The sequence below is a fragment of the Streptomyces sp. NPDC014882 genome (genome assembly GCF_043081325.1).
Lineage (GTDB): Bacteria > Actinomycetota > Actinomycetes > Streptomycetales > Streptomycetaceae > Streptomyces.
Genome location: NZ_JBIBWL010000002.1, coordinates 265,518 through 291,434 on the forward strand (window position 1 = coordinate 265,518; position 25,917 = coordinate 291,434).

Sequence of the window (25,917 nt, forward strand, 5' to 3'; positions counted from 1 at the left end):
CGTACCCGCCCGTGTTCGTCAGGCCGGCACGATGTTGACCAGCTTCGGCGCCCGCACGATCACCTTGCGGATCCCGGCGCCGCCCAGTGCGCTGACGACGTGCTCGTCGGCCAGCGCCACCTTCTCCAGCTCCTCGTCGGAGATGGCCGGCGACACCTCCAGGCGTGCCTTGACCTTGCCCTTGATCTGCACCACGCAGGTCACGGTCTCGTCCACGACGTACGCCGGGTCGGCCACCGGGAAGTCCTGGTGGACGACGGAGTCGGTGTGGCCCAGCTTGCGCCACAGCTCCTCGGCGATGTGCGGGGCCAGCGGCGCGACGAGCAGCACCAGGGCTTCGGCGACGCCGCGCGACAGCGGTCCGCCCACCTTGGTCAGGTGGTTGTTCAGCTCGGTGACCTTGGCGATGGCGGTGTTGAAGCGCATCCCCTCCAGGTCCTGGCGCACGCCGTCGATGGCCTTGTGCAGGGCCCGCAGGGTGTCCTCGTCCGGCTCGGCGTCGACGACGGTGATCTCACCGGTCGCCTCGTCCACGACGTTGCGCCACAGTCGCTGGAGCAGCCGGAACTGGCCCACCACCGCGCGCGTGTCCCACGGCCGCGAGACGTCCAGCGGGCCCATCGCCATCTCGTACAGGCGCAGGGTGTCGGCGCCGTACTCGGCGCAGATCTCGTCCGGGGTGACCGCGTTCTTCAGGGACTTGCCCATCTTGCCCAGCAGCCGGGAGACCTTCTCGTCTCCGTGGTAGTACGCCCCGTCGCGTTCCTCCACCTCGACGGCCGGTACGGCGATGCCTCGGCTGTCACGGTAGACGTAGGCCTGGATCATGCCCTGGTTGAACAGCTTGTGGAACGGCTCCGCGGAGGAGACGTGCCCCAGGTCGAACAGGACCTTGGACCAGAAGCGGGCGTACAGCAGGTGCAGCACGGCGTGCTCGGCACCGCCGACGTACAGGTCGACGCCGCCGTGCGGCTGCCCCGCGCGCGGGCCCATCCAGTACTGCTCGATCTCGGGGTCGACCAGCTTCTCGGAGTTGTGCGGATCCAGATAGCGCAGTTCGTACCAGCAGGAACCGGCCCAGTTGGGCATGGTGTTGGTCTCGCGGCGGTACTTGCGCGGACCGCGGCCGTCGCCCAGGTCCAGGGTGACGTCGACCCAGTCCTCGTTGCGCGACAGCGGCGTCTCGGGCTGGGTGTCGGCGTCGTCCGGGTCGAAGGTGCGGGGCGAGTAGTCCTCGACCTCGGGCAGCTCCAGCGGCAGCATCGACTCGGGCAGCGCGTGGGCGACGCCGTCCTCGTCGTAGACGATGGGGAAGGGCTCTCCCCAGTAGCGCTGGCGGCTGAACAGCCAGTCGCGCAGCCGGAAGTTGACCGTGCCCGCGCCGACGCCGGACCGCTCCAGCCACTCGGTGATGCGCTCCTTGGCCTCGGCGACGCCCAGGCCGTCCAGGGAGACCTGGTCGTTCGACGAGTTGATGATCTTCGCGTCGTAGGAGGCGAAGGCGTCCTCCCACGTCGAGGTGTCGGTGCCGCGGCCGTCGGTGGGCTCGACGATGCACTGGATCGGCAGCTCGAAGGCGCGCGCGAACTCGAAGTCGCGCTGGTCGCCGGCCGGGACGGCCATGATCGCGCCGGTGCCGTAACCCATCAGGACGTAGTCGGCGATGAAGACGGGGATCCGCTCGCCGTTGACCGGGTTGGTCGCGTGGGCGCCGATGAAGACACCGGTCTTGTCCTTGGCCTCGGCCTGACGCTCGACGTCGGACTTGGAGGCGGCCTGCGCGCGGTACGCGGCGACGGCGTCGGCCGGGGTCGCGTGGCCCCCGGTCCACACGTCGTGCGTGCCCTCGGGCCAGGCGTCCGGGGTGAACTTCTCGACCAGCGGGTGCTCGGGGGCCAGGACCATGTAGGTCGCGCCGAACAGGGTGTCGGGACGCGTGGTGAAGACGGTGATGCGCTCGCCGTCGATCGGGAAGTCGACGCGGGCGCCCTCGGAGCGGCCGATCCAGTTGCGCTGCTGGAGCTTGATGGCCTCGGGCCAGTCCAGCGCGTCCAGGTCGTCGAGCAGCCGGTCGGCGTAGGCGGTGATGCGCATGTTCCACTGGCGCAGCTTGGCCTTGAAGACCGGGTAGTTGCCGCGCTCGGAGCGGCCGTCGGCGGTGACCTCCTCGTTGGCCAGCACGGTGCCCAGGCCGGGGCACCAGTTGACGGGCGCGTCGGAGGCGTAGGCCAGGCGGTACCCGCTCAGGACGTCCGCGCGCTCCACCTCGCTCAGCTCGCCCCAGGAGCGGCCGCCGGGCAGGCTCCGCTCACCGGACTCGAAGCGGGCGACCAGCTCGGCGATCGGGCGGGCCTTCTTCGCCTCGTCGTCGTACCAGGAGTTGAAGACCTGCAGGAAGATCCACTGGGTCCACTTGTAGTAGTCCGGGTCGATCGTGGCGAACGACCGGCGCTTGTCGTGGCCCAGGCCCAGCCTGCGCAGCTGGGACTTCATGTTGCCGATGGCGGCTTCGGTGGTGATCCGGGGGTGCTCACCGGTCTGCACGGCGTGCTGCTCGGCGGGCAGGCCGAAGGCGTCGAAGCCGAGGGTGTGCAGGACGTTGTGGCCGGTCATCCGCTGGTAGCGGGCGAAGACGTCGGTCGCGATGTAGCCGAGCGGGTGGCCGACGTGCAGGCCCGCACCCGAGGGATACGGGAACATGTCCATGATGAACTTCTTCGGCCGGGCGACGACCGCGGGGTCGCCCGCCAGGTCGCCCTTCGGGTTCGGCGCCGCGTACGTGCCGTCGGCGTCCCAGACGTCCTGCCAGCGTGCCTCGATGTCGGCCGCCATGGCGGCCGTGTACCGGTGCGGCGCGGCCGCCTCGGCGGTGGCGGCGGGGTTCGTCTCGCTCATGTCCTCAAAGCTCCATCGATCGTCTCTGCCGGCGGCTGCCACTCGGAAAACGAAAAATCCCCTCGCACAGGAGGGGACGCCGCGCCGATTCCGAACCGTCCGGTTCTCCGGCGTTCGGGACTGATCAGCGCGGCTCGCTAAGCAGAAGGCGTACGGCACGCATGGCCCCAGGGTACCGCAGGGCTTGAGCAAGCCGCGACGCGCTTGCGTATGCCTGGTCGACACGTACGCACCACGCCGCAACTGAACCAAGGTCAGGGATTACTTCGCGTAACAGCCACTAAGGGACATTGTCATGATCACCTTGTCCTTTGATAACAACGCAACAACTCAAACCTCGTACCCATCGGTATGGCGCCCACTTAGAGTTCGGCATCGGGACCGCTTTCCCGAACTGCTCGGAGTTGCCCCCATGAACCCTCTTCGTAGTAACAGCTCGCTCCCCCGGCCGGGCCGGTCGGCCTACGGGGTGGCGTCCGCCGTCGTCCTGCTCCTCATACCCGTGGTCGTGCTGGTCGGAGGCGACCAGTTCCGCGCGTTCCTGAACTTCGGCGCGGGCGTGCTGTCCCTCGTCTCGCTCAGCTGCTCGGTGATCTGGGGCCTGGTCGCCCAGGACCGGATCCTCCTCAACACGCGCCAGCGGCTCATCGGCCAGGCCGTGCACCGGACGACGGCGGTCGCCTCGATCGCGTTCCTGCTGCTGCACATCACCACGAAGATCGCGCTGGACCACACCCAGTTCGTCGCCGCGGTCATCCCGTTCTCGCTCGGCGTCACCGGAGCCGCCGGACTGATCGGACTCGGCTCGCTGGCGGGACTGCTGATGATCTTCGTGGGCATCACCGGCGCGCTGCGCAGCCGGTTCGCCTCGCCCGCCCCGGTGGCCGCCCGCTGGCGGGCCATGCACATGCTGGCCTACCCGGCCTGGTGCGCCGCGCTGATCCACGGACTCTACGCGGGTCGCGCGGCCAAACCGATCTTCACCATCCTCTACGGCCTGTGCCTGCTGGGCGTCATGGCCGTCCTCGCCCTGCGTTCCGCACCGCGCCCCGTCAAGCGCGGGATCGCCGACCGCGTCGCCTCGATCCTGGGCACCGACGAGCCGGCCGGCCGGGACGCCCTGGACGCGAGCCGGGCCCGGACCCGGATGGCCGAGTCCCCGTCCCTGCCGGGCTACGGGGGCCGCCCCGGCCGGGAAGCGGACACGGCCGGCTCCGGACGCGGGACGCGGCCGTCGCCGCCCCTGTTCGACACCCCCGCGCCCGAGCCGGCGAACGGCTTCGCGGCCGCCTACCGTGCCGTGTCGACGCCCCCGCGCGCGGAGCAGTCGTTCGCGGCCGGCCAGACCGCGCGCATGGACCTGCCGTTCGACCTGCAGGCCACCGAGGCCGTCCCGCGCGTGGACGGCGGCGGCAGCACCTCCGGGAGCTGGCCGGTCCCGTCCCCGCCGCCGGTCGGCGAGGCCCCGCAGTCGGTCTACGACCCGCTCCAGGACACGGGATTCACCATCCCGGTCTATGGCAATCCGGGCACCGGCGGGTACGGCGGGAGTGATGTGTACGACACCGGTGAGACAAACACCCGGTATGGCGCGTACAACCCGAACGACACGTACAACAGCGGTCCCGCCGATGAACCATCCCCCGGGGCGTCCTTCGACGCGCCGGGTTCGGGCGAACCTTGGAACACGCCTTCCGGAGGCTATAGGTGAACGAGGCCCTGCCCGACGTCCCGGAAGTCCGCGTGGTCGGCCTTCCGCAGCTCACGTCGGGCTTCGACCTTGTCGAGAGACTCGATCTGCCCATGCACCTGAAGGTGCACGGGCCGCTCGAACCCATGGGCGGCGAGAAGCTCGCGCAGCTCTCGGAACGCATCAACCTCAAGGGCCGCGGCGGCGCGGGCTTCCCCTTCCACAAGAAGCTGCGGTCCGTCGCCGACGCGGCGATCAAGCGGGGCGTCCGGCCGGTCGTCGTCGTCAACGGCAGCGAGGACGAACCGGCCTGCCGCAAGGACACGGTCCTGATCAACCGCGCCCCGCACCTCATCCTGGACGGCGCGCTGCTGGTCGCGGAGGCACTGGGCGCCCGCACGCTCGTGGTGGCGGTCACCCGCGAATCGACCCAGCGCTCCATGGAGGCCGCACTGGCCGAGCGCGGCCTCAGCAACGGCCGCCGCTCGGCGCTGAAGGCGTTCGTCCAGCGCAACCCGATCCGCATGGTCACCGGCGCCGCCGCGTCCGTGATCCGCTCCATCGACGGCGGCCCGGCGATCCCGCCCGGCCGCAAGGTCAGCGCCTCGCAGAACGGCGTCGGCGGCGCCCCGACCCTGCTGTCCAACGCCGAGACGTTCGCCCAGCTGGCCATCGGCGCCCGCATCGGCCCCGAGCGCTACGGCAACACCGGTCTGTACGACGAGCCGGGCACCGTCATGCTGACGGTCTCCGGCGCGGTCGCCCGCCCGATGGTGATCGAGGTCCCCACGGGCGTCCCGCTGCGCTACGTCCTCCAGCTGGCCGGCGCCCCGCCGGTCCCGCAGGGCGTGCTGACCGGCGGTTACCACGGCAAGTGGATCGACGCCGCGACGGTCAACGAGGCGATCGTCTCGCGCAACTCCCTGGACGCGGTGGGCGGCGCGCTCGGCGCCGGCGCGATCCTGCCGATCAGCCAGGAGACCTGCCCCCTGGGGGAGTCGCTGCGCGTGGCCCAGTGGCTGGCCGAGGAGAGCGCGGGACAGTGCGGCCCCTGCTACCTCGGGCTGCCGGCCGCCGCCCGCGGCATGGAGGACATCATCAACGGCGGGGGCCCGGCCGCCCTGGAGGCGCTCAAGCAGGTCGCCAAGAACGTCAAGCGGCGCGGTGCCTGCTCGCACCCGGACGGCTCCGCGATGTTCCTGGAGTCGACCATCAAGGCGTTCACGGACGACCTCGCGGCCCACGTCCTCGGCAATGGCTGCGGACGGCCCGTGGAGGGCGTTCTGCCGCTCTTCGAGGGCGGCATGGCCCCCGCGGGCATCTCGGCCGGCGGAACGCCCGAGGACGACGGCGACAGCCGTCAGAAGATCTTCGTGGACTGGACCCTGTGCCGCGGTCACGGACTGTGCGCGGACATCCTCCCGGAGGTCTTCCAGCTCGGCGCCGACGGCTTCCCGACGGTCGCGCAGGCCAAGGTGCCGCGTTACGCGGAGGCGAAGGCGCTGCGCGCGGTGCGCCGCTGCCCGGCGCTCGCCCTGCGCATCGAGGAGGACACGCGCGCGAAGGAGCCTTCCCGCAACCTTCCGGTCCTCTCCCAGGGCCGCGGCCGCCGCGCCCTGGGCCGCTGACCGGCACGCTGCGCCCGTCGCCGCGGCGTCGCCGGGAAACGGGCCGGAGGGGGGCTGCCCGGCGGAGCGCGGCCCCCCTCCGGCCCGTTTCTCGCCGCACGCGCGCGTGCGAACACGAAAAAGGATCCCGCCGGTTCTTCCGAACCGGCGGGATCCGTTGTGGAGCTAAGGAGAATTGAACTCCTGACCTCCTGCATGCCATGCAGGCGCTCTACCAACTGAGCTATAGCCCCTTGTCTTGTCCGCCGGGCTTCCCTGGCGGCGACGCCAACATTACACGCTCCAGGGGGTGCACCACCAAATCGTTTCCGTTATGCCCGGCTCGGTCAGGTCCGGACGGGAATGCCGCTTGAGGCGGTCGCCTCAGGCGGTGACGAACGAATAGAACCGCTTGAGGGTGCAGTGCTCCTCGAGGAGCCGGCCGTAGATCGGCTCGCCCTCCAGCTCCCGGTAGGTCTCGATCGGGTCGCCCTTGATGATCAGCGCCCGCGCGCATTCCTCGCACCAGTACTGGTAGTCGGGGTTGACCGGCTCCATGTCGCGGACGATCGGGGTGCCACTGCCGCACCAGTCGCACTTCCGCCTGTGTGCACCCATCGATCAGCTCCAGCTGTGGCCGCAGGCCGTGCACACGTAGGAGATCCCGCCGTTGTCACCGAGGACTTGCGCCACGAACGCCGAACCGCAGGAAGGGCAGCTGAGCCGGGTGGCCGTGCCCCGTGTCACCGCTGCTCCAAAGAGGTGGCCACCCTCTCCGAGGATGCTCGCAGGCATCGCAAATCCCTCCCGTCGGGCCGCGCCCCCTTCCGGCCGTTTGATTCTGCCACGGCCGGGCCGATACGGTGAGCGACGCCTCAGTACCAGTCCGGACACGGCGCCCAGCGCGGCCGTCACGGCGAGCGCGGACATGCATGTGAGCAGCGCTTGCGAAGAGGTATACGCCGCCGGGCCCCCGAGTGACTCAAGCCGGTCGAGGAAGAGTGCGCCGAAGGCCGCGACCCCGGCCAGCTGCCCGAGCTGCGTGACCGTGGCGAGCAGCCCGCTGGCATCCGCCGCGTCCTCGGGGCGTACGGCGGCCAGGGCCCGGGTGAGCGTGGGACTGAACGCCAGCGCGAGCCCCACTCCCACTCCGGCGTACGCCGGATACAGCCACACGCCCCCGTGGCCGCCGCCCCTGAAGGCCAGGCCCACCGCGGCCATGGAGACGGCCGTGAGCGCGAACCCGGCCGGGGCGAGCGCCCGTTGCCGGGCCGCGGGCCACCTGCGCCAGGTCAGCCCGACCGCGCCGAAGACCACCGCGGTCGGCGCGAACGTCAGACCGGCGCGCAGCGCGCTGTACCCCAGGCCCTCCTGGACGTGCAGGGTGAGGACGAACAGGAAGCCGCCGTTGACCGCCATGACGGCCGCGATGCGCAGCACGGCGAGCCCCATGCCGGGGTGGCGCAGCACGCGGGGCGCGATCAGCGGGGCACCGCCGCGCCGGGCGAGCCGGGACTCGTAGCCGCAGAACACGGCGAACAGGAGCGCGCCGACGGCCGGCGAGAGCAGGGACCACGACGGCCAGCCCTCCTCCTGGCCGAGCACGAGCGGTACGGCGACCAGGGAGACCGCCGCGCCGAGCAGCACCAGGCCGGACAGGTCCAGGCCGCGGGCCCGCTCCGGCCGCGTCCCGGTGCCGCGCGGCAGGACCCGCCCGCCGACGGCCAGCAGGAAGAGGCCCACCGGCACGTTGACCAGGAACACCGGCCGCCAGCCGGTGCCCAGCAGGTCGGCGCTGACCAGCACGCCGCCGACGACCTGCCCGGCCGCCGCGCCGAGGGCGAGGACCGCCGCGTACGCGCCGAGCGCCCGGACGCGGGCCTCGCCGGTGAAGGCGCGCTGGATCAGGCTCAGCACCTGAGGGATCATCAGCGCCGACCCGGCGCCCTGCACCAGCCGGAACACGATGAGTTCGGTACTGCCTCCCGCCAGTCCGCAGGCCAGCGAGGCGGCGGTGAACAGGGCCAGTCCGGCGAGATGGACCCGTCCGTGACCGAACCGGTCACCGAGCCGCGCGCCGGTGATCAGCAGCACGGAGTAGGTGATGGCGTAGCCGGCCACGACCAGTTGGAGGTCGGCCCCGGAGGCGTTCAGGTCGGAACCGATCGCGGGGGCCGCGACGTTCACGATGAAGACGTCCAGCAGTGCCATGAACTGGGCGGTGAGCACGACCGCGAGCAGGCGCCGGCCCCGATTGTCGGTGCCGGGGGCTTTACTGGTGACAGGAGTGGGAGCGGGCACGGAATCCGGGCTCGTCCGGGGTGGGGTCGTCATGCCGTCGAGCCTGACGCGGCGTCGGTACGGGTGCCGAGAGTCTGCTGATGCTGGTACCGACAGCACCCGGCAGGGGAGGAACGGGGGATCGGCGATGACGGACGCGACGACGACGAGGAGGCGGGCCGCGGACCCGGGGGCCGGGTCCGCGCAGCGACGCCGGCCGGAGCTGGCGGCCTTCCTGCGCAGCAGGCGGGCCCGGGTGACACCGGCCGACGTCGGCATGCCACCCGGCCCGCGGCGCCGTACGCCGGGGCTGCGGCGGGAGGAGGTGGCACAGCTCTCGGGCGTGGGCGACACCTGGTACACCTGGCTGGAGCAGGGCCGGCCGATCAACGCGTCGGCCCAGGTGCTGGACGCGGTGGCGCGCACCCTGCGGCTGGACCCGCCGGAGCGGGAGCACCTCTACCACCTGGCGGAGGTGCCGTACGTGCCGACGCCGGAGGCCCTCGCGCGGAGCGTGGGGCCGGAGGTCCAGGGCATCATCGACGCCCTCGTGCCCCGGCCCGCGGTGGTCTACAACTCGCGCTACGACATCCTGGCCGCCAACGCCGTGTACGAGGACCTGTTCCTGACCCCGCCCCGGGCGCCGACCGGGACGCCGGCCAACGCGCTGCGGACGCTGTTCACGGTCGACGAGGAGGACTGCCCGCTGCTGTTCCGGGAGACGGAGCTGCCGGTGATGGTGGCGACCCTGCGGGCGTCGTACGGCCTGCATGCCGGGGAGCCCGCCTGGGAGGACTTCATACGCGCGCTGTCGGCGGCGAGCCCGCTGTTCGCGCGGCTGTGGGAGTCCGGGGACGTGGCGGAGCCGGGCCGCCGTGTGAAGGTCTTCCGGCACCCCGCGGTGGGCGAGCTGCGGATGACGTCCATGTCGCTGTCGATCGACGGGATGCCGGAGTGCCGCATCGTGGTCTACACGCCGGAGGACGAGGAGACGGCGCGACGGACGCAGGCACTGAGGACGCAGGCACTGAGGACGCGGGCACTGAGGACGCGGGCACCGCGGACGGAAACGCTGCGCGGGCAATGAAAAATCCCGCCCCCTGAGGGGCGGGATCTTCCCGAAACCGATCTTTGACAACTCCACAGAGTGTCGATCAGTGGAGCTAAGGAGAATTGAACTCCTGACCTCCTGCATGCCATGCAGGCGCTCTACCAACTGAGCTATAGCCCCTTGCGTTCTTCCCGCTCGGCGGGGCGAACAAGAAGAACTTTAGCCTGCGACCTGCCGGAAAGTGAAATCCGGGTCCGGTCCGCCCCGAGGTGCTCAGTCGTCGTCGCCGAGGACCGGCTCCGGCAGGGTGCCGGCGTTGTGCTCGAGGAGCCGCCAGCCGCGGGCGCCCTCGCCGAGGACGGACCAGCAGCAGTTGGAGAGGCCGCCGAGGCTCTCCCAGTCGTGCGCCTCCAGGCCGAGCAGGCGGCCGATCGTGGTGCGGATCGTGCCGCCGTGGCTGACGACGACGAGCGTGCCGTCCTCGGGCAGCTTCTCGGCGTGCCGCAGGACGACGGGGGCGGAGCGGTCGGCCACCTCCGTCTCCAGTTCGCCGCCGCCGCGGCGGACGGGCTCGCCGCGCTTCCACGCGGTGTACTCGTCACCGAACCGGGAGACGATCTCCTCGTGCGTCAGGCCCTGCCAGACGCCCGCGTACGTCTCGCGCAGGGCCTCGTCGTGGGTCACCTCGAGGCCGGTGAGCGCGGCCAGCTCGGCGGCCGTGTTCGCGGCCCGCCGGAGGTCCGAGGCGATGATCGCGTCGGGCTTGAGGGAGGCCAGGAGCCTGGCGGACCGGCGGGCCTGGGCCACGCCGGTCTCGGTCAGCGGGACGTCCGTGGTGCCCTGGAAGCGGCGTTCCACGTTCCACAGGGTCTGGCCGTGCCGCCAGAGGATGACGCGCCGGCCGCGGCCCGGTGTCCGGCCGGCCGCGGCCGCGGTCTCGGCACCGGGTGGGGTCGTCACCAGTCACCCCCCGGCTCGGCGGCGTCCTGGGCCGCCTGCAGTTCGGCGTGCTCCCGGGCCTTGCCCCGGGTCGCCACGGCGTCGGCGGGCAGGTCCAGCTCGGGGCAGTCCTTCCACAGCCGCTCCAGGGCGTAGAAGACGCGCTCCTCGCTGTGCTGGACGTGGACGACGATGTCGACGTAGTCGAGCAGGACCCAGCGGGCCTCGCGGTCTCCCTCGCGGCGGACCGGCTTGGCGCCGAGTTCCTTCTGCAGGCGCTCCTCGATCTCGTCGACGATCGACTTGACCTGGCGGTCGTTGGGGGCGGAGGCCAGCAGGAAGGCGTCCGTGATCGACAGCACGTCGCTGACGTCGTAGGCGATGATGTCGTGCGCGAGCTTGTCGGCGGCCGCCTGGGCGGCGGTCCGGATGAGCTCGATGGAGCGGTCTGTGGCGGTCACTGCGTGGCTTTCCGTCGGCGGTCGTTTGACCTCAAGGGTCTCACGGCCGCCGACGGCGCCCCACGTGAATACACCCGGCCCCGCGCGACCGGGGGCCGCTCCCGTGCGGGCCCCCGGTTCCGGCCCGGCTACGACGACGAGGGCTCGTAGTCCTTGCCGAGGACGACCAGGACGTCCGCGTTCGCCGGGACCGTGCCCTTCGCGACGACGGTCTCGGGCAGGCCCAGGGTCTTGGCGACCTCGGTGGCGTTCTCCTCGGCGGCGGCGTCCGCGTAGAGCACCTTGGACGTGGACGCGGTGCCGCCCGGAGCCGTGCCGCCGTCCAGGAAGGTGAAGCCGCCGTTGAGGAGGACCACGCGCGCGTCCTCGGTGGTGGCCTTGGACCCGTCGGCGTTCTGCACGGAGACGCTGACCGCCGCGTCCTCGTCGGGGCTCTTCGCGGTGCCGCCGAGGACGTCCTTGACCACGTCGGCACTGGCCTCGGCGTCGAGCGTGCCGTCGGCCTGCACGGGCAGGAGGGCGGTCTGGTAGTCGCCGCCCTTGGCGAGGTCGGCGAGGCCCGCGAGGAAGGCGCCGAGGTCCTTGTCGGTGAGCGAGGGGTCGAGGATCTGCGCCAGGGTCTGCACGGTGACGGTGGCGCCCTGCGGGTCGGAGGACACCTTGCGCAGCACGGCCTGCATGACCTGGCCGAACCGCTGCAGCTGGGCGTTCTGGGCCTCGCCCTCGGCGCGGTAGGTGGCGTAGGCGACGGCCGTCTTGCCGCTGAGGGTCTGCCCCTCGCCCTTGGCCACGAGCGGCGCCTGGCCCTTCTTGGCGGCCGGGTCCGGCACGGCGGTGTCGGTGTCCACCTCGATGTTGCCGACGAGGTCGACGAGGTTCTGCAGGTAGGGGGTGTCCAGCCGCCAGGTGCCCTGGATCTCGGTGCCGAGGACGGTGTCCAGCGACTCGCGCGTCCCCGCGGAGCCGTCGCCGTCGACGGACTTCGCGAGGGTCGTCGTGGTGCCGTCGTCGGTGGTGACGACGAGGGAGTTGGGCAGCAGGACGGTGGTGCCCTGCTCGGTGGTGGTGTTGTCGACCAGCAGGGCCGTGGAGGTGCCGCCCTGGGCGGTGTCGTGCAGGTGGACCACGATCACGTCGCGCTTCTGGGCGGCGGGGGCGGCCGTGGTGCCGGTGGCGGCGTCGTCGGACGACGACAGTCCGGGCAGTTTCCCGGCGTACCAGAGGTAGCCCACTCCGCCGACCGCGATCAGCGCGAGGACGACGACCAGGACGACCAGGCGGCTGCGGGCGCGGCGCTTGGCCTCCTCGCGGCGCTCGGTGCGGTTCTCGGTGAAGTTCAGCCAGTCGATGACGTCCTCGGAGTCCTGGTCGGGATCTTCGACGAACGCGAACTGCTCGGTGTGGTAGTCCCGTTGGGGTCGCGCGGAGGCGTCGGGCTCCTCCTCGGCCTCCGTCGGTCCGGCCTGCTGCGGGATGTAGGCGGTCTGCTCGGCGGCCCGGGGCTGCTGCCCGCCGGCAGCCGTCTGCCCGTAGGGGTCGTACGGGGCCGCGGTCCCGCCGGTCTGCTGCGGGCGCGGGCCGGCGCCGTAGGGGTCGTGGACGGGAGCCTGCCGGCCGGTGTCGTACGGGTCGTACGCGGGCGCGGCCGGCTGCCGGCCGGTGTCGTACGGGTCGTAGGCGGGTTGCTGCCCCTCGCCCTGGGCGTACGGGTCGTAGCCGTAGCCCTGCTGCTGTCCGTACGGGTCGTAGGTCTGCTGCGGCGGGACCTGCCGGTACACCGGCCGGCCGTACTCGTCGTAGCCGACGAGTTCGTACGGGTTCTCCCCGTAGCCCGCGTCGTTTCGGTCGTTCACCGGTGCCCCTCTCGGCTCACTCGCCGCGGTACAGCTCGCGCTTGTCGATGTAGCGCACGACTCCGTCCGGCACCAGATACCAGACGGGGTCGCCCTTGGCGACTCTCGCGCGGCAGTCCGTGGAGGAGATGGCCAGTGCGGGGACCTCGACGAGGGAGACGCCGCCCTCGGGGAGGCCGGGGTCGGCCAGGTTGTGGCCGGGCCGGGTGACGCCGATGAAGTGGGAGAGGGAGAACAGTTCCTCGCTGTCCCGCCAGGTCAGGATCTGGCCCAGGGCGTCCGCGCCCGTGATGAAGAAGAGGTCCGTGTCGGGATTGAGGGCCCGCAGGTCGCGCAGGGTGTCCACGGTGTAGGTGGGACCGCCGCGGTCGATGTCGATGCGGCTGACCGAGAACTGCGGGTTCTCGGCGGTCGCGATGACCGTCATCAGATAGCGGTCCTCGGCCAGGGAGACCCTGCGGTGGCTCTTCTGCCACGGCTCGCCGGTCGGGACGAACACGACCTCGTCCAGGTGGAACTGCGCGGCGACCTCACTGGCCGCCACGAGGTGACCGTGGTGGATCGGGTCGAAGGTCCCGCCCATGACGCCGAGGCGGCGCTTGCCCGGCTTCGACGGGCTGTTCGACGGACCGGTAGGCATGTCCTGCTCTCCCATGCGTGCAGACCCTACCGGCCCGTCCTGAGGACACGGTGCGACCGGTGTCCGAAGTGCCCCGCTATGAACACGCTGGTCTCAGCGGTCGCGGTTGAAGAGGGTCGTGACCCACAACAGGAGCATCAGGATCAGGAAGGCGGCACCACCGGTGACCAGGGGGCTCAGACTCTCGTGGTTGCCACCGTGCTCCTCGCCCTCGGCGGCGAGGGTGACCAACTGGGCGGCTGCGCTGTGGAAGCTCATCTTCGGCGGGACCTATCCGATGGAGGGCGGGATAAAGATGTCGGCCCATCGTAAGCGGGCGCCTCGACGCGTCACACGCCGACTCCGCCGTTGGGGAGGCCGGTTGCCCCACGGGCACGGGCGCGGGCGGTGCCGGGGACGTTTCCGGGGCGGTTCCGGCGGGGGCGGAGGCGGGACGGGAAGCGAGGGGGAACCTTCCCGGCGGCTCAGTCGTCCTTCCGCTTGTAGCCCCGCAACAGGAACCAGGCCGTCAGCACGCAACCCAGCACCATCACGATCAGTACGACCCGGAGCAGATGCCCCGGACCCTGCTGCGCGGCGCCGGCGGCCTGCGCGATCCAGGCGGTGGTGGGGGTGTGCTCCATGGCGCGGGACTCCTTCGGTGTGGTGCCCGTCCACCGTAGCTCCGCCTGGGGTGGGCCCTGCTCCGGGGGCGCGAAGGGCTGCACAAAGGTCCGCAAAGGACCGCACAGACAAGGGCCACACACACGCACTTGGGGGATGGATGTCCGACGACGGCCACGAGCACGACGGTCACGAGAACGTGCCGAGCAGGCAGCGCAGGCGCTTTCCCGGGATCTCCTCGCGTGCGTACGAGCACCCGGCCGACCGCTCCGCGCTGGTGGCGCTGCGCAAGCTGAGCGGTTTCGACACGGTCTTCAAGGCGCTCAGCGGGCTGCTGCCCGAGCGGAGTCTGCGCCTGCTGTTCCTGTCCGACTCGGTCCGCGTGTCGGACCAGCAGTTCAGCCACCTGAACGACATGTTGCGGGACGCCTGCTACATCCTGGACCTGGAGAAGGTCCCGGCGATGTACGTCAACCAGGACCCGCAGCCCAACGCGATGTGCATCGGTCTGGACGAGCCGATCATCGTGGTGACCACCGGCCTCGTCGAGCTGCTCGACGAGGAGGAGATGCGGGCCGTCGTCGGCCACGAGGTGGGTCACGCCCTGTCCGGGCACGCCGTGTACCGCACGATCCTGCTGTTCCTGACGACCCTCGCCGTCAAGGTCGCCTGGATCCCGCTGGGCAACCTCGCGATCATGGCGATCGTGACCGCGCTGCGCGAGTGGTTCCGCAAGTCGGAGCTGTCCGCGGACCGGGCCGGGCTGCTGGTCGGACAGGACCTGAAGGCCTCGATGCGCGGCCTGATGAAGATCGCGGGCGGCAACCACCTGCACGAGATGAACGTGGACGCGTTCCTCAAGCAGGCCGAGGAGTACGAGGCCGGCGGCGACCTGCGCGACTCCGTGCTGAAGATCCTCAACGTGCTGCCCCGCTCCCACCCCTTCACCGCCGTGCGCGCGGCCGAGCTGAAGAAGTGGGCCGAGTCCCGCGACCACCAGCGGATCCTGGACGGTCACTACCCGCGTCGCGCCGAGGACAAGGAGACCTCGGTCACCGACTCCTTCCGCGAGTCTGCGTCGCACTACGCCGACCACGTGAAGAGCTCGAAGGACCCGCTGATGAAGCTGGTCACCGACATCGCGGGCGGGGCGGGTGGCCTGGGTGGCCGGGTGCGCCGCGGCTTCGACGGTTTCACCGGCACCGCGCCCCCGCGGGACCGCCCGGCGGACGCGCCCCCGCGCGACGAGGCCTGACGGCCCCCGACGAGCCCGGCGGGGCGCCCTGGTCCCCTCGTTCCCAGCGCTCCCCGGCGTCGCCGGTTCACACCCCCGCCGGCACCTCCCGTTCCCCGGGCGGAGCCGCTCCGGCGGCCCCGCCGCTCACACGCTCGGCTGTGCGCTCGCCGCCAGCGATCCGCAGAGCGCCGTCGCCCCGCCCGTCGCGTAGGGGTCGGTGCCGGCCGGGCCGCCCGTCCCGGCGGTCTGGCCGGCGAGCAGGGGCCGCAGGTGGTTCGTGGAGTCCTCGCCGCAGGACAGCGGGCCGGCCTGCACGGAGGAGACGATCAGCTGGGTCTGGCGCAGCCGCAGGTCGTCGCGGTCGAAGCGGAACTGGAGCTCGCGGCGGACGGTGAACAGCGAGACCGGGGCCCTGGTGTCGGCTCCGGCCGGGCGCAGGGCGTAGACGAAGGTGTGGTCGGCGGTGACCTCGAGGGTGGCGGCGTCGGTCTCGGCGGCCTGGAGGGTGCCCTGGACGCGGACCCCGCGGTCGGCGAGTTCGGCTCGGGCGGGGTCGAAGCGCACCAGCCATCCGGTGGGCGCGTGCCGTCCGTCGGCGGCCGGGTGGGTGAAACTCTCGTCGAACTGGTCGAGCTGGCCGGGGGCGACCAGCGCGCGTACGGGCCTGACCTGCTGCCCGGTGAGCACCTCCGGGTAGAGCGAGGAGCGCACGATGTAGTCCTTGGCGGTGCTCAGCGCGGTGACGACCTGGCTGTCGGAGAAGTGCGGGGTGCGCCGGGAGGGCGGCAGCGGGATGCCCTCGGCGCCGACGCGGTACCGGGCGGCGGGGCTGTGCGCGAACAGGCGGGCGGGGTCGGCGGTGCCGGGCACGGCGCCCTGCGGGGCGAGCGGGATGACGGTCATCCGCAGCGGCTCGGCGGCGCGGCGGGCGGCCGGGTTCTGGTAGGGGTTCCGGACGCCCATGTAGATCGCGGTGCCGAAGGCGAGAGCGATCAGCAGGACCAGGGCGAAAGCCTGCCGGGACAGGCCGGGCCGCCGGGCGGGCGGGCGGCGTCGTACGGCGGGGGCGTGGTCGGCGATGCGTTCCTCGGCGGAGTACTCCTGGAGGCGGGCAGCGCGGACGAACGATTCGTCGAAGACGACGGACCGGTACTCGTCCTCGCCGCCACCGGGAGTCCCCTCGGCTGCCCCCTCCGGTGGCTCTCCGGGCCTGCCCATACCTTCAGGGTAGGTCGCCGGGAGCCCGGGTAAACGCCTTGCTGCGCCACAAGTTCTGACATGTTCTCACCCGGTCGGCGGCACCCGGTCAGGGCGTGCGGGGGACGGCCGCGACGGGTGGCCGCACCTGGTCGGCGGAGGCGGACGGGGCGACCGGCCCGGCTCCGGTTTCGAGCCCGGTCGACGCGGGCGACGGCGCGTGGTCGCGGTTGTCGGAGGAGGAGGCTCCCCGGTAGACCGCGGCGAAGGCCAGTGCGACCATGCCCACGCCCATGACCACGGCGAGCATCCAGGCGACCGCCCGGTGCCAGCGGACCTGCTTGCCGTACGGCCCGAAACCGCCGTGGCGGCCCCAGGTGTCCGGGTCGTCGGGGTCCTCGAAGTCGTCCGGATCGTCGTCATCCGGATCATGGCCGAAGACGCCGGACCCGTACAGGTCGTCGTAGCGGGCGCGGTGGGCGCGGTGGGCTTCGGCCTCCGAGGCCTCGGCTCTCGCCCGCGCGGCGGCCAGGAGGCGTTCGACGGCGGTCGGCTCGTGCACCGGTGCCGCCCGTACGAAGGCCTCGTCGAAGACCACGGAGGCGAACTCTTCGTCCGACACCCCGCGGTCGTGGTCGTCGTCGGGCTTCCAGCCGTCCGGGAACGGCGTGCCCCCCACGTCCTCCGGCACGCATCCAGAGTAGACCTGGGGGGTCAATTTGGGCAGACGGTACGGAAATTCATCCGCCTGCCGAGACGCCTCCCACGCCCCGGACGGGCGCCGCGCGCCCCCGTCAGCGCCGCACGTGGCCGTCGCCGGTGACGATGTACTTGGTGCTGGTCAGTTCCGGCAGGCCCATGGGGCCGCGGGCGTGCAGCTTCTGGGTGGAGATGCCGATCTCCGCGCCGAAGCCGAACTGGCCGCCGTCGGTGAAACGGGTGGAGGCGTTCACGGCGACCGTGGTGGAGTCGACCAACTGGGTGAAGCGGCGGGCGGCCTGCTGGGAGGTGGTCACGATGGCCTCGGTGTGGCCGGAGGTCCACAGCCGGATGTGCTCGACGGCCTTGTCGAGCGAGTCGACGACGGCGGCGGCGATGTCGTGGGAGAGGTACTCGGTCTCCCAGTCCTCCGGGGTGGCCTCGACGACGGTCGCCCGGGAGTCCTTGGCGTAGGCCAGGACGCGCTCGTCGGCGTGGACGGTGACCCCTGCGTCCGCGAGGGCGTCGAGGGCGCGGGGCAGGAACTCGGGGGCGATGTCCTGGTGGACCAGGAGGGTCTCGGCGGCGTTGCAGACGCTGACCCGGTGGGCCTTGGAGTTGATGAGGATGTCGACCGCCATGTCGAGGTCGGCCTGGGCGTCGACGTACACGTGGCAGTTTCCGGTGCCGGTCTCGATCACCGGAACGGTGGACTCCGATACGACCGTCCGGATCAGCGAGGCGCCGCCGCGGGGGATCAGCACGTCGACGAGGCCGCGGGCGCGCATCAGCTCGCGCACGCTCTCCCGGCTCTCCCCCGGCACGAGCTGGACGGCGTCGGCGGGCAGCCCGGCGCCGCCGACGGCGTCGCGGATCACCCGTACCAGAGCGCTGTTCGACTCGTAGGCGGAGCCGGAACCTCGCAGCAGGACCGCGTTGCCGGACTTCAGGCACAGGGCGGCGGCGTCGACGGTGACGTTCGGGCGGGCCTCGTAGATGATGCCGACCACGCCGAGCGGGACGCGGACCTGGCGCAGGTCGATGCCGTTCGGGAGGGTGGAGCCGCGCACGACCTCGCCGACGGGGTCGGGCAGGGCGACGACGTCGCGCACGTCGGAGGCGATGGCCCGCACCCGCTCCGGGGTGAGGGTGAGCCGGTCGACGATCGCCTCGCCGGTGCCGGCCTCACGGGCCTTGGCGACGTCCCTGGCGTTGGCCTCGACGATCTCGCTCGTACGGACCTCCAGCGCGTCCGCGATGGCGAGCAGCGCGTCGTCCTTGGCGGCCCGCGGCAGCGGCGCGAGGTCGGCGGCTGCCGCCTTGGCGCGGTAGGCGGCCTGGATCACCGGGGAGAGGGCGTCGTACGGCGAGAGCGTGGTCATAGGGAAAGGGTAGTGCGCGCCGCGGGCCCGCTCACGGCTCGTTCCACACCCCGAGACACCGTCCGGACACCGGTGGAGGCACCGTCCCGGACCCCGCCCGAACACCGGTGGGGGCACCGGTGGGGGCACCGGCCCGCACACCGCCCGCACACCGGTGGAGGCACCGCCCCGGACATCGGCCGGGAGAGCTCTCGGGGCTTCCGGGCGGGGCCGGGCGGGGTCAGTAGGGGTGGACCCCGACGGGGGACGCCGGGGCCGGTCCGTAGCCCTCGGCGATGCGCTGGTGGTAGGTCCGGCGGTCGATGACCTCCAGGCCGACGATCTCCCACGGCGGGAGCCCGGCCGTCTGACGGTGCTCGCCCCACAGGCGCAGGGCGACGGCGGCCGCGTCGTGCAGGTCGCGGGCCTCCTCCCAGTAGCGGATCTCCGCGTGGTCGACGGCGTAGCGGCTGGTCAGGAGGAAGGGGTGGTCGTGGGCGAGCTGTTCCAGGGCGCGCCGCACCTCCTCGATGTCGGCCTCCTCCCCGGAGACGCTGAGGGTGACGTGCCACAGGCGGGGCAGGTCCGCGGGGCGGGTCTGCCCCGCGCGGCCGTCCTCCTGCCGTCCCCGGTAGTTCTCCCCGGTCGCCACGCTCGTCAGGGCGCGTTCCTCGCCCGCCGGGCGCGAGGCCGCGGGACCCGCCCCGGCGGCACTCCCACGGGGCGCTGCCACCCCTGGGCGTACTCGTCTCACGACGGCCTCCTTTGCGCAGCGCTCGTGCGGAACATGTCCCCGGGACAAAGTTGAGCAGGCCGCACGGCTCCGTGGGGCCGTTTCACGGAACGTCCCCCACCGGTACGGACCGTTCGAGCGTCGCCGGGAGCGGCCGTTCGACCGCGGGCGCGGGGGCGGCGGTCTCAGGGGTGCAGGATCACCAGGTCGTCCCGGTGGACGATCTCCCGTTCGTACTCGGCGCCGAGTTCGCGCGCCAGTTCGCGGGTGGAGCGGCCGAGCAGCTGGGGGATCTCCTTGGCGTCGAAGTTGACGAGGCCGCGGGCGACGGCGCGCCCGGAGCCGTCGCGCAGCTCGACCGGGTCGCCCGCGCTGAAGTCGCCCTCGACGGCGGCGATCCCGGCCGGCAGGAGCGAGGTGCGGCGTTCGACGACCGCCCGTACGGCTCCGTCGTCCAGGGTCAGCGAGCCCTGCGGGGTGGACGCGTGCTGGAGCCACAGCAGCCGGTCGGCGGAGCGCTTGCCGGTGGCGTGGAAGTAGGTGCCGGTGTCCCCGCCGGAAAGGGCCTCGGCGGCGTGGACGGCGTGGGTGAGGACGACGGGGATGCCGGCGGCGGCCGCGATCCGGGCGGCCTCGACCTTGGTGACCATGCCGCCGGTGCCGACCCCCGCCTTGCCGGCGCTGCCGATCTCGACGCCGTCCAGGTCGGCGGGTTCGCGCACCTCGGTGATCCGCGAGGTGCCGGGTTTGCTGGGGTTGCCGTCGTACACGCCGTCGATGTCGGAGAGGAGCACGAGGAGGTCGGCGTGGACGAGGTGGGCGACGAGGGCGGCGAGCCGGTCGTTGTCGCCGAAGCGGATCTCGTCGGTGGCGACGGTGTCGTTCTCGTTGACGATCGGGAAGGCGCCCATCACCAGCAGCTCGTCGAGGGTGCGGGAGGCGTTGCGGTGGTGGGCGCGGCGGCTCATGTCGTCGGAGGTGAGCAGGACCTGGCCGACGCGGACGCCGTAGCGGGCGAAGGAGGCGGTGTAGCGGGCCACGAGGAGGCCCTGGCCGACGCTGGCCGCGGCCTGCTGCCGGGCGAGGTCCTTCGGCCGGCGGCGCAGGCCCAGCGGTGCGAGCCCGGCGGCGATGGCACCGGAGGAGACCAGCACGATCTCGCGCTCCCCTCCGCTGCGGATCTTGGCGAGGACGTCGACGAGGGCGTCCACCCGGTCGGCGTCCAGGCCGCCGGAGGCGGTGGTCAGCGACGAGGAACCCACCTTGACGACGATCCTGCGGGCCTCGCGCACGGCCTGCCTTGCCCCTGCCACCTTGTTCTTCGTCCCCTCGCGTAGGTCCACGGCTGCCCGTCACGCAATCTACGCGAACGGGAGCGGAGGGCGCGCCGGGGTTTCACGTGCCGGACGGTCACGCCGCGCTCACGGGCGTTCACCATTTGCGTAGGGCAAAGAACGTGTACGGGTTCCATGGGAAGTTTGAAGAGATCCAAAATTTCCTTCGAAGTTGACGTGACCTAAAGTTCGCCCTGTGAAGCGCATACTCCTGAGATCGGGGAAGAGCCCCTTCGACGTACTCCCCGTCGAGGAGGCCCTGCACCGCGACGTGATCGCCACCAACTCCGGCAACCTGATCTTCAGCGATGCCGCCCACAAGATCCTCACCGCCCCGGGCACCGAGGTGGTCTCGAACGGCATGCGGACCGAGGTGGCCTCGGCGGGTCGGATCAACGAGGAGTACGACGCCTTCGTGGTGCCCCTCGCCAACGCCTTCCGGCCGTCGTTCGAGCCGGCGCTCCAGCGGCTGACCCGGCTCATCGGCAAGCTGCGCATCCCGGTCGTGGTGCTGGGCGTCGGCGCGCAGGCCGGCCTCGACCAGGACCCCGCCCGGCTGAAGGCCATGGAGCCGACCGTGCGGGCGTTCTGCTCGGCCGTGCTGGAGCGCAGCGCGTCGATCGGCGTGCGGGGCGAGTTCACCGAGAAGTACCTGACCGACATGGGCTTCCGGGACGTGGAGGTCATCGGCTGCCCGTCGATGTTCCTGCACGGCGACCGGCTGACCGTGGAGAAGCGGGCCGAGTCGCTCACCCCGGAGTCCCGCATAGCCGTCAACGGCTCGCACACCGCGGTGCGCAGCGGGGGTCTGCACCGGATCATCACGCGGACCCACGCGCACTACCCGAACCTGCGGTACATAGGCCAGAACCTCACCGACGCCAGGCAGCTCCACTGGCGCGACGTGGACTCGCCGGCCGGCCGCGTCACGCAGATGCCGACCCACCCCGACCACCCGATGTACCGGGAGGACAAGGTCCGGGTGTACGTCGACCCGGTCACGTGGATGGACGACCTCCGCGGCTTCGACTACTCGTTCGGCTCGCGGATCCACGGCAACATCGCGGCGCTGCTGGCGGGCACGCCCGCGACGGTGCTGGCCTTCGACTCGCGCACGCTGGAGCTGTGCCGCTACTTCGAGATCCCGCACCGGCTCCTCACCGAGGTGCCCGCGGACCTCGACCCGGCCGTCCTCTACGAGGAGGCCGACTTCGGTCCGCTGACCGGCAACCACCGGGAGCGCTTCGAGCGGTTCACGGGCTTCCTCGACAAGAACGGCCTGGAGAACACCTTCACGCACGGTGACGGCGGCGCGGCCTTCGACAAGAGGCTGCGGTCGCTGTCCTTCCCGGCCGGGGTGCGGCCCTGGAACGAAACGGACCCTGCCTCGCTGACGAGCCGGTTCGGCTGGCTTCAGCAGCGGATCAGCCAACTGGACGCGCACAACACCGAGTTGAAGCGGGAGCTGGCGAAGAGCCGGGCGGGGGCACGCACCGCGGCCAAGGCCGCGCTGGCCACACCGTCGATCTACCGGCGTGCCCGGCGAGTGGTCGGAGGGCCGCTGCGGCGGGCGCTGAAGCCGTCCAGGTAGCCCTGGAGGGCTCCCCCCGGCCCCCGCCACGACCGGCCGTCGCCACTCTCGTCACGCGGCCGTCCTCGTCACGTCTCCGGGCCCGTCACGTCTCCGGGCCCGTCACGCCGTCATCCTCGTCTCACCGGCGCCGTGTCACACCGCCGCGGTCGTCCGCGCCCTCAGCCGGCGCAGTGTGCGCCGCACCTTGCGGGTCGCCCTGCGCAGGAAGGACTCGGCCGGGCCCTGGCGCCAGCCCGGGAACTCCCTGGCCTCCCGGGGCTCGGCGAGGTAGACGCGGTCCGGGATGCCGGCCGCGCGGTCCCGGAAGCGCGGGTAGGCGAGGTAGAGCCGCGTGCCGCGCTTCTCCAGGACGGGGTCGGGTTCGCGCTTGTCCTTGAGGAACTCGACGACCTCCGCGAGGAGGTCGGGGCGCCCCTCGGCGACCAGGTGCAGGCGCAGCCGTTCGTGGACCCGGAGCCGGTGGGAGACGCCCTCGTTCCAGTACGCGTCCATCAGCGGCCTGGCCAGTTCGAGCTTGGTGCGCCGGATCTCCTCGTCGTTCCTGAGGAAGACCGGGCCGAACTGCGGCAGGAGCGTCACCAGGAACGGGCGGACCATGAGCACGTCCCGCTTGGGGCCGGGCGGCAGCATCCGGGCGATCAGTTCCATCAGGGCGCGCGCGGAGTCGAAGCGCAGGGTGTAGCTGCCGCTCTTGGTCACGTGCTTGCCGTCGCTGCGGCCCACCAGGTAGTAGCAGGTGTGGTCGGCGACCACGGAGACGCCGTCGGCCCGCAGGTAGGCCTCCATGGTGAACACGGCGTCCTCGCCGGTCCACAGGGACTCGTCGAAGCGGATGCCGTGCCGCTCCAGCAGCGCGCGCCGGAACAGCTTCTGCGCGCTGAGCGTGAACTTGATGTTGGAGGAGAAGACGTCGGTCCGCTCCAGGGTCTTGCCCCACATGGACCGGGGCGCCTTGCGGTTGACGCCCTCGACGCGGCCGAGGACCACGTCCGTGCCGTTGCGGTCGGCCATGGCGACCATGCGCTCCAGGGCCTCGGGCCCTAACCGGTCGTCGGCGTCGAGGAAGAAGACGTAACGGCCGGTGGCCTCGGCCAGGCCGACGTTGCGCGGGCCGCTGGGACCGCCGGAATTCGCCTGGTGGATCACGGTGACCGCCATGGGCGCGCGGGCGGCGAACTCCTCCAGGCAGTCGCCGCTGCCGTCCGTGGAGCCGTCGTCGACCGCGATCACCTCGATGCGCGCCGGGTCCAGGGACTGCGCCTCCACCGAGGCCAGGCACTCGGTCAGGTACGGCATCGCCTCGTACGCCCCGATGATCACGCTGACATCGGGCTCCGCCACGGTCACTTCTCCCCCTCGTCACTCACGGTTTCCCCCTGGTCAAAGATGGGGCAACCCGGTAGACGGGGGATGACAGAAAGGGGTTGCCCGCGTTACCCGCGCCCTGGATGTGTGCCGCGTCACAGCCTAGGGAAACGGCTCGGCCCCCGGAGATTCCCTCTCCGGGGGCCGAGCCGATGTCACACAGGTGCCTCGTACCGGGGTACCGGGCGCCTCGCACCGCGGGCCTCGTACCGCGGGGTGCCTCAGACCGCGGTCACGCCGTCCTCCGCCAGTTCCGCCTCGCCGGCCGCCGCGACGACGTGGGACGCCTGGCCGACGTTGCGGGCCTCGGCCTTCAGCGCGAGGTCGGCGATCGCGGTGTCGAACCGCTCGAGGGAGGTCGGCTCGTCGGGGCCGAGCAGGTACTCCTTCAGTTCCTTGCGGTCCTCGGCCAGCGTGTCGGCGGCCGGGTCGCGGACCGCGTCCAGGAGTTGCTGCACCCCGGCGGCGTCGTTGGTGAGGATCACGGCCGCGCGCACCGCGGTGTTCTGCCGCCGGAACTCCTCCGCGCCCAGCTCCGCCGAGTCGGTGACGGCGTAGGGCTTGCCACTGGCGATGAAGTCGGAGACGACGCTGGAGATGTCCGAGACCATCGCCTCGGAGGCGTTGAAGCAGTCGTACAGGCGCGGCTCGCCGCCCGTGACGACGCGGTGCTCGTACGACGGGAAGGAGCGCCAGTAGGCGTCGTTCCAGGCGGCGCGCAGCCGGGCGGCCTCCTGGTGCTTGCGCAGGTCGACGAGGCCGTCGCGGCTCGTCACCGCCTCGTCGGCCTTCTCGTCGAAGGTGAGGGAGAGCTGGTCGAGGCGGGCCTTGAGGCGGGTCAGCTCGGCCCTGGCCTCCGCCTGGGCGGCCGGGTCCGCGGTGAACCGGGGGTCGGCGGCGCGCTCGGCGGCGGCCTTCTCGACCAGGGCGGTGATCCGGCGGTGCGCGGTGCGGGCCTTGGCGCTGCGGGTGCCGGTGAAGGGGTGCGGCTTGTACAGGACCCGGACCGGGGGTTCGGCCGCGACCAGCTTCTTCACGATGTTCTCGCCGGCCAGCAGGATCGAGGTGTTGCCCGGGTCGTCGTCCCAGCCCTCCCAGGTGGGCGCGTAGAGCACGGTCGGGATCCGGTCCGCCGGGGCGCCCTGCCAGGGCGTGATGGGCGCGAGCTGCGGGCGGCCGACCTCGACGATGTCCTCGTCGCGGATGCCGACGTCGGCGATGGCGTAGCGGTCGCGGCCCGCGCGGCCGGCGGTCCACACCTCGTCGTACACCTTGCTGAAGGGGTTGACGCTGGCGAGCTTGTCGCTGTCTCCGTGGCCGATGAAGACGTGCTTCATGGTGGGCACGCGCAGCAGGTGGATGTTCTTGCCGACGTTCGCCGCGTACAACGCGACCCGCACCATGGAGAGGTCCATGTTCATCAGGTGCACCCCCCCGGGCACGCAGACGACCGGGACCGTGGTGGGCGCCATCTTCTCCAGGATGACGCGCTCCCGCAGGATGATCAGCGGGCGGGACTCCAGCTGCTCCATCGTCTCCAGCCACATGTTGAGCTGGTAGGCGGAGTCGGCCGAGCCGGAGAAGTACAGCACCGTCTCCGGGCGGTACTCGCGCAGCCAGGCGCTGACGGCCTTGAGGACCTTGTCGGCCTTCGGCGGGATCCGCCTGGCGCGCAGGTACGGCGCCAGCGCGAGGACGTACAGGGTGCCGAGGCCCAGGGTGACGCCGGTTCCGGCGAAGCCGGCGGCCTCGCTGTCGGTGACGGCGTAGGCGAGCAGGCCGGCGACGGCCGCGAGGTCGAGGTGGAGCATCTTCACGTCGGCCCGGCGCAGCAGCAGGCGCGGCGGGGCGTCGGGGACGGTCAGGCGGGAGACCAGGTCGACGTTGCGGGTCACGACCGGCATCTGGCGGCGGTTGCCGATCAGGGTGACGAGGGCGCCGTGCGGGGCCTGGAGACCGAAGAAGACCGTGAAGCAGGCGATCGCCGCGTAGAAGACCGGCTCCTCCGACAGTTCGAGCCGGGCCAGGAGCAGGATCAGGAGCAGCTCCCTGACCAGGAACCGGGTCGACAGGCCGGCTCTCACCTTGCCCAGGAGGCTGACGAGGTAGCTGCCCCTGCGGTGGAGGTAGAGGTCGGCGAGGTAGGTCACGGCTGCCGCGGCGGCGAAGGCGGGGACGTTCGGGACGAGCGCGGCCAGCATGAGGCAGGGGAAGCCCAGCGTCATGAGGGCCGCCGCGGCCAGCTCGGCCACGCTGCCCACCCGGGCGACGCGAATGGCGGTCGTTATCACGGAGAAACCTGCTCTGGGAGGGGGCCGGTCAGTGAATCCGAAAAGTCCGGAAAATACGTTGTGAAGGTTTCCGGAGCCTTACGGATT

Annotated in this window: 20 protein-coding genes, 2 tRNA genes and 1 pseudogene; 5 read left to right on the forward strand and 18 right to left on the reverse strand. The window is 71.8% G+C overall.

Annotated elements, in window-relative coordinates; all coding sequences use genetic code 11:
- Positions 1-18: 18 nt before the first annotated feature.
- Complete coding sequence (leuS, locus tag ACF09K_RS05805; RefSeq protein ID WP_392241251.1) at positions 19-2,895, reverse strand: leucine--tRNA ligase; 2,877 nt, start codon at positions 2,893-2,895, stop codon at positions 19-21.
- 412 nt (positions 2,896-3,307) lie between these two features.
- Here leuS and ACF09K_RS05810 point away from each other — a divergent pair, with 412 nt between their 5' ends.
- Positions 3,308-4,606, forward strand: coding sequence for a cytochrome b/b6 domain-containing protein (locus ACF09K_RS05810; RefSeq protein WP_392241252.1), 1,299 nt, complete (start codon positions 3,308-3,310; stop codon positions 4,604-4,606).
- Positions 4,603-6,213, forward strand: a complete 1,611-nt coding sequence (locus ACF09K_RS05815; RefSeq protein ID WP_392241253.1) for an NADH-ubiquinone oxidoreductase-F iron-sulfur binding region domain-containing protein — start codon at positions 4,603-4,605, stop codon at positions 6,211-6,213. The genes ACF09K_RS05810 and ACF09K_RS05815 overlap by 4 nt, the downstream gene beginning before the upstream one ends.
- A gap of 160 nt (positions 6,214-6,373) precedes the next feature.
- Here the strand turns inward: ACF09K_RS05815 and ACF09K_RS05820 are convergent.
- From ACF09K_RS05820 to ACF09K_RS05830, 3 genes and pseudogenes are all read right to left on the reverse strand, one after another.
- A tRNA-Ala gene (locus tag ACF09K_RS05820) sits at positions 6,374-6,446 on the reverse strand.
- 130 nt (positions 6,447-6,576) lie between these two features.
- Entirely contained in the window at positions 6,577-6,810 is a 234-nt protein-coding gene (locus ACF09K_RS05825) for a hypothetical protein (protein ID WP_003976229.1), read from the reverse strand.
- 249 nt (positions 6,811-7,059) lie between these two features.
- Positions 7,060-8,421: pseudogene (locus ACF09K_RS05830) on the reverse strand (MFS transporter); the annotation flags it as partial.
- A gap of 199 nt (positions 8,422-8,620) precedes the next feature.
- Here ACF09K_RS05830 and ACF09K_RS05835 point away from each other — a divergent pair.
- A complete protein-coding gene (locus tag ACF09K_RS05835; protein WP_392241254.1) occupies positions 8,621-9,559 on the forward strand; it encodes a helix-turn-helix transcriptional regulator in 939 nt (312 codons plus the stop codon).
- A gap of 71 nt (positions 9,560-9,630) precedes the next feature.
- Here ACF09K_RS05835 and ACF09K_RS05840 read toward each other — a convergent pair.
- From ACF09K_RS05840 to ACF09K_RS05870, 7 genes are all read right to left on the reverse strand, one after another.
- Positions 9,631-9,703: transfer RNA gene (locus tag ACF09K_RS05840), tRNA-Ala, on the reverse strand.
- A 93-nt stretch (positions 9,704-9,796) separates the two neighbouring features.
- Entirely contained in the window at positions 9,797-10,483 is a 687-nt protein-coding gene (locus tag ACF09K_RS05845) for a histidine phosphatase family protein (RefSeq protein WP_392241255.1), read from the reverse strand.
- A complete protein-coding gene (gene rsfS / locus ACF09K_RS05850) occupies positions 10,480-10,923 on the reverse strand; it encodes a ribosome silencing factor (protein WP_392241256.1) in 444 nt (147 codons plus the stop codon). Before rsfS ends, ACF09K_RS05845 begins: the two co-directional genes overlap by 4 nt.
- A gap of 128 nt (positions 10,924-11,051) precedes the next feature.
- Positions 11,052-12,776: a LytR C-terminal domain-containing protein gene (locus ACF09K_RS05855; RefSeq protein ID WP_392241257.1), complete on the reverse strand. Its 1,725-nt coding sequence runs from the start codon at positions 12,774-12,776 to the stop codon at positions 11,052-11,054.
- Between the two features lie 16 nt (positions 12,777-12,792).
- Positions 12,793-13,431, reverse strand: coding sequence for a nicotinate-nucleotide adenylyltransferase (nadD, locus tag ACF09K_RS05860; protein WP_392241258.1), 639 nt, complete (start codon positions 13,429-13,431; stop codon positions 12,793-12,795).
- Positions 13,432-13,509: 78 nt separating this feature from the next.
- Positions 13,510-13,674, reverse strand: a complete 165-nt coding sequence (locus ACF09K_RS05865) for a hypothetical protein (RefSeq protein ID WP_094103935.1) — start codon at positions 13,672-13,674, stop codon at positions 13,510-13,512.
- Positions 13,675-13,880: 206 nt separating this feature from the next.
- The gene (locus ACF09K_RS05870) at positions 13,881-14,039 is read right to left on the reverse strand and encodes a hypothetical protein (protein WP_392241259.1); all 159 of its coding nucleotides are present in this window, start codon (positions 14,037-14,039) and stop codon (positions 13,881-13,883) included.
- A 140-nt stretch (positions 14,040-14,179) separates the two neighbouring features.
- On the opposite strand from ACF09K_RS05870, the gene ACF09K_RS05875 reads away from it, so the two are divergent.
- On the forward strand, positions 14,180-15,274 hold the full coding sequence (locus ACF09K_RS05875; RefSeq protein ID WP_392241260.1) for a M48 family metallopeptidase: 1,095 nt from the start codon (positions 14,180-14,182) through the stop codon (positions 15,272-15,274).
- Positions 15,275-15,400: 126 nt separating this feature from the next.
- Here the strand turns inward: ACF09K_RS05875 and ACF09K_RS05880 are convergent, their stop codons facing one another.
- The 5 genes from ACF09K_RS05880 to proB form a co-directional block, all read right to left on the reverse strand.
- Entirely contained in the window at positions 15,401-16,474 is a 1,074-nt protein-coding gene (locus tag ACF09K_RS05880; protein ID WP_392241261.1) for a hypothetical protein, read from the reverse strand.
- Positions 16,475-16,562: 88 nt separating this feature from the next.
- Entirely contained in the window at positions 16,563-17,171 is a 609-nt protein-coding gene (locus ACF09K_RS05885) for a hypothetical protein (RefSeq protein WP_392241262.1), read from the reverse strand.
- Between the two features lie 76 nt (positions 17,172-17,247).
- The gene (locus ACF09K_RS05890) at positions 17,248-18,534 is read right to left on the reverse strand and encodes a glutamate-5-semialdehyde dehydrogenase (RefSeq protein WP_392241263.1); all 1,287 of its coding nucleotides are present in this window, start codon (positions 18,532-18,534) and stop codon (positions 17,248-17,250) included.
- A gap of 220 nt (positions 18,535-18,754) precedes the next feature.
- A complete protein-coding gene (locus tag ACF09K_RS05895; protein ID WP_392241264.1) occupies positions 18,755-19,267 on the reverse strand; it encodes a hypothetical protein in 513 nt (170 codons plus the stop codon).
- 164 nt (positions 19,268-19,431) lie between these two features.
- The gene (proB, locus tag ACF09K_RS05900) at positions 19,432-20,538 is read right to left on the reverse strand and encodes a glutamate 5-kinase (RefSeq protein WP_392241635.1); all 1,107 of its coding nucleotides are present in this window, start codon (positions 20,536-20,538) and stop codon (positions 19,432-19,434) included.
- Between the two features lie 238 nt (positions 20,539-20,776).
- On the opposite strand from proB, the gene ACF09K_RS05905 reads away from it, so the two are divergent.
- Positions 20,777-22,171, forward strand: a complete 1,395-nt coding sequence (locus ACF09K_RS05905; protein WP_392241265.1) for a polysaccharide pyruvyl transferase family protein — start codon at positions 20,777-20,779, stop codon at positions 22,169-22,171.
- Positions 22,172-22,306: 135 nt separating this feature from the next.
- On the opposite strand, the gene ACF09K_RS05910 is transcribed toward ACF09K_RS05905, so the two are convergent.
- The gene (locus ACF09K_RS05910) at positions 22,307-23,521 is read right to left on the reverse strand and encodes a glycosyltransferase family 2 protein (RefSeq protein ID WP_392241266.1); all 1,215 of its coding nucleotides are present in this window, start codon (positions 23,519-23,521) and stop codon (positions 22,307-22,309) included.
- 239 nt (positions 23,522-23,760) lie between these two features.
- A complete protein-coding gene (locus tag ACF09K_RS05915) occupies positions 23,761-25,830 on the reverse strand; it encodes a hypothetical protein (protein ID WP_392241267.1) in 2,070 nt (689 codons plus the stop codon).
- Positions 25,831-25,917: the final 87 nt, after the last annotated feature.